7 protein-coding genes and 1 tRNA gene are annotated in these 8,300 nt (G+C 37.7%); 3 read left to right on the forward strand and 5 right to left on the reverse strand.

All coding sequences use genetic code 11. The features are described from left to right. Nucleotides 1–16: 16 nt before the first annotated feature. The gene (locus tag IEV17_RS16335) at nt 17–925 is read right to left on the reverse strand and encodes a DMT family transporter (RefSeq protein WP_004660409.1); all 909 of its coding nucleotides are present in this window, start codon (nt 923–925) and stop codon (nt 17–19) included. Nucleotides 926–1,032: 107 nt separating this feature from the next. Here IEV17_RS16335 and IEV17_RS16340 point away from each other — a divergent pair, with 107 nt between their 5' ends. Beyond that, the gene (locus IEV17_RS16340) at nt 1,033–1,833 is read left to right on the forward strand and encodes an AraC family transcriptional regulator (protein WP_034601046.1); all 801 of its coding nucleotides are present in this window, start codon (nt 1,033–1,035) and stop codon (nt 1,831–1,833) included. Nucleotide 1,834: 1 nt separating this feature from the next. On the opposite strand, the gene IEV17_RS16345 is transcribed toward IEV17_RS16340, so the two are convergent. The 3 genes from IEV17_RS16345 to IEV17_RS16355 form a co-directional block, all read right to left on the reverse strand. Continuing rightward, nucleotides 1,835–2,731, reverse strand: a complete 897-nt coding sequence (locus IEV17_RS16345) for a polysaccharide deacetylase family protein (protein ID WP_004660405.1) — start codon at nt 2,729–2,731, stop codon at nt 1,835–1,837. 69 nt (nt 2,732–2,800) lie between these two features. After that, on the reverse strand, nt 2,801–3,442 hold the full coding sequence (locus IEV17_RS16350) for a fumarylacetoacetate hydrolase family protein (protein ID WP_004660402.1): 642 nt from the start codon (nt 3,440–3,442) through the stop codon (nt 2,801–2,803). Nucleotides 3,443–3,475: 33 nt separating this feature from the next. Beyond that, nucleotides 3,476–3,973: a YcxB family protein gene (locus IEV17_RS16355; protein ID WP_004660401.1), complete on the reverse strand. Its 498-nt coding sequence runs from the start codon at nt 3,971–3,973 to the stop codon at nt 3,476–3,478. A 461-nt stretch (nt 3,974–4,434) separates the two neighbouring features. On the opposite strand from IEV17_RS16355, the gene IEV17_RS16360 reads away from it, so the two are divergent. Then, the gene (locus IEV17_RS16360; RefSeq protein WP_004660399.1) at nt 4,435–5,733 is read left to right on the forward strand and encodes an SRPBCC family protein; all 1,299 of its coding nucleotides are present in this window, start codon (nt 4,435–4,437) and stop codon (nt 5,731–5,733) included. A 59-nt stretch (nt 5,734–5,792) separates the two neighbouring features. On the opposite strand, the gene IEV17_RS16365 is transcribed toward IEV17_RS16360, so the two are convergent. Then, nucleotides 5,793–5,869, reverse strand: a tRNA-Arg gene (locus IEV17_RS16365). 558 nt (nt 5,870–6,427) lie between these two features. Here IEV17_RS16365 and IEV17_RS16370 point away from each other — a divergent pair. Beyond that, nucleotides 6,428–8,300: beta strand repeat-containing protein (locus tag IEV17_RS16370; protein WP_227554481.1), on the forward strand; the 1,873-nt coding region annotated here is incomplete at its 3' end.

Genomic DNA, 8,300 nt, shown 5'->3' on the forward strand with positions numbered 1-8,300 from the left:
ACTGAGGTCTTTCTTTTTATTTGCTTATCCAACCTTGAAAGCTCACTATCACAATACCCAAAAGAACCAATACAGCACCAATCAAAAAATTTAGTTCGATTTTTTCACCTAGTAACCATACTCCAAATGCCATCCCAAATAATGGCGTGAGAAAGGAAAATACACCTAATCGAGATGCCAAGTAATTTCGCAACAACCAAAACCACGCTAAAAAACTGGCAAAAGAAACAACTAAAGTATGAAAGGCTAAACTACCCAACACCAACGGGGTAAAATGAATCGTCTCTTGTCCTAGGATTACAGCTAAGCCAAATAGCAACACAAAACTCCCTGCAAGTTGATAGAACAGAGTTTGCGTCACTGCCGCTTGTGCTAGAGAAGATAAACGAACCGTAATTGTGGTTGCTGCCCAAGCAATACTTGCAGCCAATGCCAATAAATCCCCCCATAGCATTTGCTGCTGCAATGCTGAGTGCGAGTCTGATTCTACTCTTAGGAAAGTCACCACAATCCCTAAAAAGGCAATTGCAATACCCACCCACTGCAAAGTGCTTAAACGCTCAGAAGGAAATTTCCAATGCAAACCTAAGGCTACAAAAATTGGGGCGGTATAAAGAAGTACCACCGCATGTGAAGCAGACGTGAGTTGCAGAGCCTGTGCCAATAAAAAGAATTCTAAAGAGAATAATAAAGCGACTAAAACACCCGCTTTAAAATTTTGTCGGTTCAATAGCTGCGTGGTTTTATCTAAATATAATAAGGGTAATAACAGTAAAGCAGCCAAGCCTGAGCGTAGCGCAATTTGCATTAATGGTGAAATATCAGGAGCTGCCATTTTCAGTATGACTTGCTGCAGGCCCCAAATCATACACAGCATGATCATCAAACCTGAAGCTGTTGCATCCAATGCCTTGCGCTCATCCATAATAGGCTCTCTATTCTATAATTAGAGCACCAATATAAAGCTGTCAGATTTTCATGATATAGTGAAAATCTGACATTCAATCCATGTTTTCGGGCAATTCTCATTTTATGAAAAAATCAGCTCAAAGGATTCAAAATTTTCAACAGCTTCCTGCATACAGTGATATTCCAGCCCCTTTATGGCTTAGAATTCGAGATGCACCTGCTGAGACGTTTTATCCTGAACATGTCCATGCATGGGGCGAATTTATTTATGCATTCGATGGTGTATTAGAAGTTAATATTGAACAAATTCATTATTTAACACCTCCGCCGTATGGTATTTGGCTACCACCACGTCTACAGCACAGTGGGATTAATCGCAATGAAGTCACGCACTGCACCCTTTATATACATGAAACACTTTGCGAGCGAATGCCCAAGCAAGCAGGAATCTTACTTTCAGCTCCCTTAGTTCCCGCCTTATTGGAACATATCCGCAAACATCCATTTCAAGAAAATGATCCAGAATATTTACGTTTACTACAGGTACTTCTGGATTCCCTTACTCATGCAGAATTGGTCGGAAGTTATTTACCAACCACACAGCATCCGGCGTTATCAGAAATATTGAATCATTTACATCTTCATCCTGCCGACAACAGCACTCTAGATGAATTAGCTAAAATGATAAATATGACTGAACGAACGCTAGCGCGTTATAGTCAAAAAGAATTGGGAATGTCACTGCATGAATGGCGACAACGATTAAAAATAATGAAAGCAATGTCGATGCTAAATCAAGGTAAGACCATTGAAAATATTGCACTCGATTTGGGCTATGCCAGTTCATCTGCATTTATTTATATGTTTAAACGTTGGATGCAGTTTACTCCTGATCAATTCCGCAAGTTGTATCAAGGACGCTAATTCAATCTAAACCAAAACGTTTTAAATTATCTTGTTCATAAGGTGCATCCTCAGCAGGATAACGCAACTGCGCTTGCCCACGTTGCTTGGCCAATGCCCAAATAATGCTTTCACCTGCAGGTAAAATATTCGGGCGCTGTTGATACATTGGATCTGTATAAGCATCGGCTGTATCAATCCATTGCCAACCTTGTACGCGAAATGCCTGAATCACATCTGTTAAAAATGCAGCATTAATCGCATTCACGTGTAATAAAAGTACGTGCTTTGGTGAATAACCTAAAGTCTCGGTTGCCAATTGATCATAGTAAATTGCACGTCCAAGTAAGTGTTGAATATAAGCTTGTTTCAATTGATTTAACTGGGCTGTTTTTCCTTGTTTTTGATAAGACAAATATTTTAAATTATAAAACCAGTCACTCGCGTCAATACTTACTGCACCCGACTGATAGCCATGTTGCTGTAAATAATCCGTGATACGCTCTCTCTTTTCTAAGGTATTTCCTTCCTTGAGAAAAGGATAACGATATCTTGCCGTCCAACCTTTTAATGGTTGAAAAACATGTTCAGCTCTCTGAATGCCATCAATATATTGTTGGCTCGTTACGCTATCTTTATTTAAATTAAGATGTAACTCGCTATGATTGCCAATCTGATGACCTTGCTCACCCCACGCTGCAACTAACTGTAATCCCGCATAATCTCCAATTTTAATGACACTTGGATAGATCATACTTTTGAGTTGATGTTGTTCCAGTTGCACTAAAATTCTCTGATTAATATTAACGGCTTGTTTATTTAAATCGGGATTAACGCCATCATCAAAACTTAAAGCAAGTTGTTGGGCATGGCTGATCGTTGTGGTTAAAAATAATGCAAAGTACAACCAGATTTTCATTTTTATCTTCTCATTTTTACAAATAAAAAAGCGCTGATATTTGAAATATCAGCGCTTTGATTTTATGAATTATGCTTGAACAAATGTATCCCAATCATATTCTCCTGATTGGGTTATTAATTTCATGGTTAATTGATCATTTGGGTGTAATGCCCCGACGCCAGCAGGTGTACCCGTCATAATGACATCACCCGCTTCCAAACTAAATGACTGATTAATTTCAACCAATAATGCACCGATATCAAAAATCATATCTTGGCTAAAACCATGTTGGCGTTCAACGCCATTGATCATTAAAACAAGCTCTAACTCTTGTAAATCGCCAATTTCATCTGCTTCCACCCAGTCTGCCAAGATACATGCGCCGTCAAAAGCTTTTGCTCGTTCCCAAGGCTGTCCTTTCGCTTTTAAATCATTCTGCAAATCACGTAAAGTTAAATCCAATCCTAATGTCACAGCACCAATCGCTTCTAAAGCTTTGCTTGGATCGGTTTCCTGCGACAATGGATGTGCGATCTGCAAACAAATTTCACATTCAAAATGACATTCACCCAAAGCCTGATTCCAACGGGCACCTTGGGCTAAGCTACTCAAACTACTTGGTGGTTTGATAAATAAAATTGGGCGATCAGGAATTGCATTACCTAGTTCTTTCGCATGTTCAGCATAATTTCTGCCTACACAAACAATTTTTGACGGACGTGTGCTCATAAAAGCTCCTTGTTCCTTAAATCGCGAATGAAGTTATTTTTTAAAACTATTTTCAAATTTGGTTTGATCTGCTGGATCAGTGAATGAACGCTTCGGAACAATAATGACGGTATGATTTTTCAACTCCAACATGTAAGTCAGTTTGCCTATTGCAAAAGATTGTACCTCTGCATACTGCGCCGTTTGCTTTTTACCTGTGGCATAAAGTTCAAAATGATCTTGATAAAGGTCAATTCCCTGCTCACTTTTTCCAAATTGGTAGCGGACAAACTGACGTTTAAATAACATCGGTAACAACCAATAGCGCATCAAGCCCTGCATAATCAGAAAAAAAGCACCCAATGCGACGTAATAACGACCAACGTCTGAGAAACCTAAATAGATTCCCCAACCAATAATTGCAATACTAATAACAGGTGTTAGAAAACGACTAAAGGTCTTTTTACCAAAAGTGACAAGAGCAAAACCATCTTGTGATTCTTCTAAATTAAGATAATAGCGCACAGATACAGTTGGACGTTGTTCAGACATTTTTGATTTCTAAGATTTGAAAAAACTCATCTATTAGAACATAAATGATTAGAGCGTAAATCAGATTTATCGTGATTTGATACAAAATTTAAATATGATGCGATAGGACTTTTCAGCTTATTTTTAGATAGAAAATGAGATGTCTAATTTCGAGAAAAAGTAGGCTTTATCCATGAAGATGATCTGATCGAAATCTTTTACCACTATCGGAATTGCCTTTGGAACTTTATTTTTCTATTCATCATTCCACTTCACAATATTAAAAATCTTTTTCTATTCAGAATGATAGATAGGCTAATTTATTATTTCTACAAATACTGACCGATCGGAAGCCTATGATAAGACATGTTTTACATAATATGACTATTTTTTATACATAAAAACTTTTATTAATAGCAATGTTTGATCGCTCATCTACAGATGAAACTGAGTATATGATTAAGGAAAATCAAAGGAATCTGATGTTGTATTTGAATGGATTTATATTAACGACTCTTGTTTTTAGCGTAACGCAAACTTGCTTTGCACAAATGCTGACTTGGAATGACAATATCCCAAGCGCTTTACAACCTTTTCAAAATAACCCCCAGCTTTTGGCAAGCTACACGCAAAATAATATTTTCATTTATGCGCATCCAACAACTAAAACTAACCTCCCCACTCTCAAATCCAATTCACAACCAAACGCCAGTTTTACATCCGCAGCACTTATTGTTCCTACCAATGTACAGCAGGTTAGTAAGACCCTGACTGACTTTAATCACTACGTCGGTCTATTTCCAACACTTAAATCGGCCAAAACACTAGAACAATCTGGCAATACTGTAAAAATGAAATATCGTGTCTCCATTCCAACGCCTATTCCAGTGCTCAATTTTAATGAAGACGTTACTTTACAGCATCAGATTAAATCGAACAGTATTTCCAGTTTAGTGATTGATTCTCCTATTCCATATGGTGTAGGAAAGTTTGAATGGTTTGCCTTAGATGATCATCGAACTTTAATTACGCTCACCCAGTGGGGAGATTTAAATCAACCTAAAGGTTTTATTTTTAAAAAAATTCTGAATGCGATTCCAGAGGTCAAATTAGGGATTCCAAGCTCAACGAATGCTTTCATCCTAGAATCACTTCGAACACGCTTTATTAAACAAAATATCGTTGCCTTAAATCCAGGACAAATACCAAGCCCTCAATTAAATGAAGCTCAATTGGCTAAGATTGCACAACTGAGTCAAAATGCACAGCAGCCTGTAAGCTACCTACATGCACCGACCAGCATTTTGTACACACATGGGCGAGAAACCATGCGCTTCACCACAACCTATCAATTTTATCAACAGCCACCACAGCAATTACATAAATGGTTAAACCCTTTAGCCTATCAAGAATTATTTCCAAGACAAATCAAGAAAATCAGTACTTCTCCTATCCAAAATCAAGGTCAAGATGCAGATATTCAAGTGAATGTGGGTTTAGGTGTGATTAATATTCCTTTTGCATTTAAGCTTTATTTTAATTATCCAAATACTGTTGAAAATAACTTTTATGCAAATGGTGGTGATTTACGTTTTATAAAAGGAAAAATGGTTGCTACAGAATTGAATCACGGAAGTTTATTTAAAATAACCAGTTCAATGAAAATTGATGAAAAAGCGCCCTTTTTATTAAGGGCTATGCGAAGTTTACCCTATCATGATGTACTACCCGCAGTTGGTGGTAATACTGTGTTTGTTCAGAAAATTAAAGCAAAAATGTAAGGCACAAAAAAACCGCATTTAAGCGGTTTTTTTCACTTTATCTTTCGATAAATTCAAATTGGTGCGCTCAGAGAGATTCGAACTCCCGACCCCTTAGTTCGTAGCCAAGTGCTCTATCCAGCTGAGCTATGAGCGCATATTTGATGGAGCGCATTATACGCATTTTTTTCCAATTGATAAGTATTTTTTAATAAAATCACATTCAAACGGCGAGAGATTGATCATTTTAATTTAAAAGTAAATGTTTATAATTGGAATAAAACTATAAATAATTGATATTTATACCTTTAAATTAAGAATAAAGATTGCTTAATATTTATTTTCAAACCAATAACAAAACTTATAAACTTCTTTGAATTAAAGTCATTTTTTAAACTGTAACGCGAGAAAAATAATTTTTAATACACTGATATCACAAATTAAATCAAGGCAAAAAATATCAGCTCTATTCTCCTCATTCTCTATTATTATTTTTGACATTTTATTCTTTGTTAAAAATCGAATTACTTTAAGATTCAACTACTAAAACCTTTCATTAATCTATATTAAACAATGATGCAGCTTATCGTTTGAATTGACAAAAAAACAAATACAAATAACATTATTATTGATTAATGTGAAATACATCACATAAAAATCAAATCACTTTAATAATTAATCAAAACAATACAACTTTTAAAATATAGGTACCGCTATGCTTTTCAAAAGTCTTTTATCGCCAATTAAAAGTATTACTTCAAATTTATTAGAAAGTAATACAACAACTTCATCCATCACAGGTTCAACCATAGCTCCCCTTTCTCTTTCGTCAATCACAAATATCGTTTCGACGAGTTCAATTACAAATACGGTAAATCAAACCATTAGTACGGTTAGCAATAGCATTGCAAGTTCTCCAATAAGTACGATTACCAGTACTTTAGGCAGTGTAACTGGGAGTAGCAGTCCATTATCTACAGTGACGAATATTGTTAGTGGTGTCACAGGAGGAACAACCACGAATCCTGTTGATACCGTAACTAATATTGTTGGTGGTATTACAGGTGGAATAGGAACTTCCCCACTCAATGTAGTCACAAATATCTTAGGAGCCACTGGAAGTAACCCTGTCAATATTGTAATGGGAATCATCGGAGGAGTTACAGGAGGTGATCTCAGCAACAATCCTGTCACAAGTACGGTTCAAAACACTATAGACACTCTTCAAGGTGTAGAAAGTTTAAAAACAAGTATTATTAATTCAGGTATCCATACTGTAGCGGATGCAGTTATAGGGACGGTTCACCAATCAGAGCATCCAATCGGAGATTTAGCAAATCTTGGTACGCTTACCTTTGAAACCTCACGCGATACAGTGAATGGAAGTCTCGAAGCAGTTTCAAATCTCGCTGGTGCGGATATTAATGGTGCAATTGGCTCAGCAACTGGCGTTATCGGCACACTCATCAATAATGGTTCTACTGCTTCAAACACGGTTCAGCACATTGTGGGTGATTTAACGGATATTAGCAGCGGCAGTCCTGTTGCTGCTGTCACAGATATTATTGGTGGTGTTACGGGCGGCGGCGTCGCTAATCCTCTTGATGCTGTGACCAATATTATCGGTGGTATTACTAGCGGTGTCGGTGGTAATCCTCTTGATGCTGTAACCGATATTATTGGTGGTATTACGGGTGGTGTCGGTGGTAATCCGCTTGAGACTGTAACCGATCTTATTAGTGGTGTTACAGGCGGTTTAGGTAGTAATCCGCTTGAAACTGTAACCGATCTTATTGGCGGTGTTACGGGTAGTGTTGGTGGTAACCCTCTTGATGCTGTGACCAATATTATTGGTGGTGTTACGGGTGGCATCAGTGGTAATCCTCTTGATACTGTGACCGATCTTATTGGCGGTGTTACGGGCGGTGTCAGTGGTAATCCTCTGGATGCTGTAACTGGTATTATTGGTGGTATTACGGGTGGCGTCGGTGGCAATCCTCTTGATGGTGTAACCGATATTATTGGTGGTGTTACGGGTGGCGATTTAGGTAACAATCCAGTCACAGGCATTGTTCAAACTGGTATCGATGTACTTCAAGGTGTAGAGAGCCTCAAAACAGAAATTATCAATACAGGAATAAATACAGTAGGTGGCGTAATTAGTGGTGTATTACCCCAAGTACATCCAATCGTTGATTTGACCAATCTTGGGACACTTACATTTGAAACTTCACGCGATACTGTAAATGGAACACTTGAAGCAATTTCAGATTTAGCAGGTGCAGATATTAATGGTGCCGTAGGTTCTGCCTCAGGTGTAATTGGAACTTTAATTAATAATGGAACAACTGCTTCAAACACAATTCAACATATTGTAGGCGATCTAACCGACCTTGGTAGTAGCAATCCTCTGGGAAATATTACAGATATTATTGGTGGTGTTACGGGTGGTGTCAGTGGTAATCCGCTTGATGCTGTAACTGGTATTATTGGTGGTATTACTGGCGGTGTCGGTGGTAATCCTCTTGATGCTGTGACTGATATTATTGGTGGTATTACTGGCGGTGTCGGTGGTAATCCTCTTGATG

Origin of the sequence: Acinetobacter modestus, assembly GCF_014636095.1 — a bacterium.
Taxonomy (GTDB): Bacteria; Pseudomonadota; Gammaproteobacteria; order Pseudomonadales; family Moraxellaceae; genus Acinetobacter; species Acinetobacter modestus.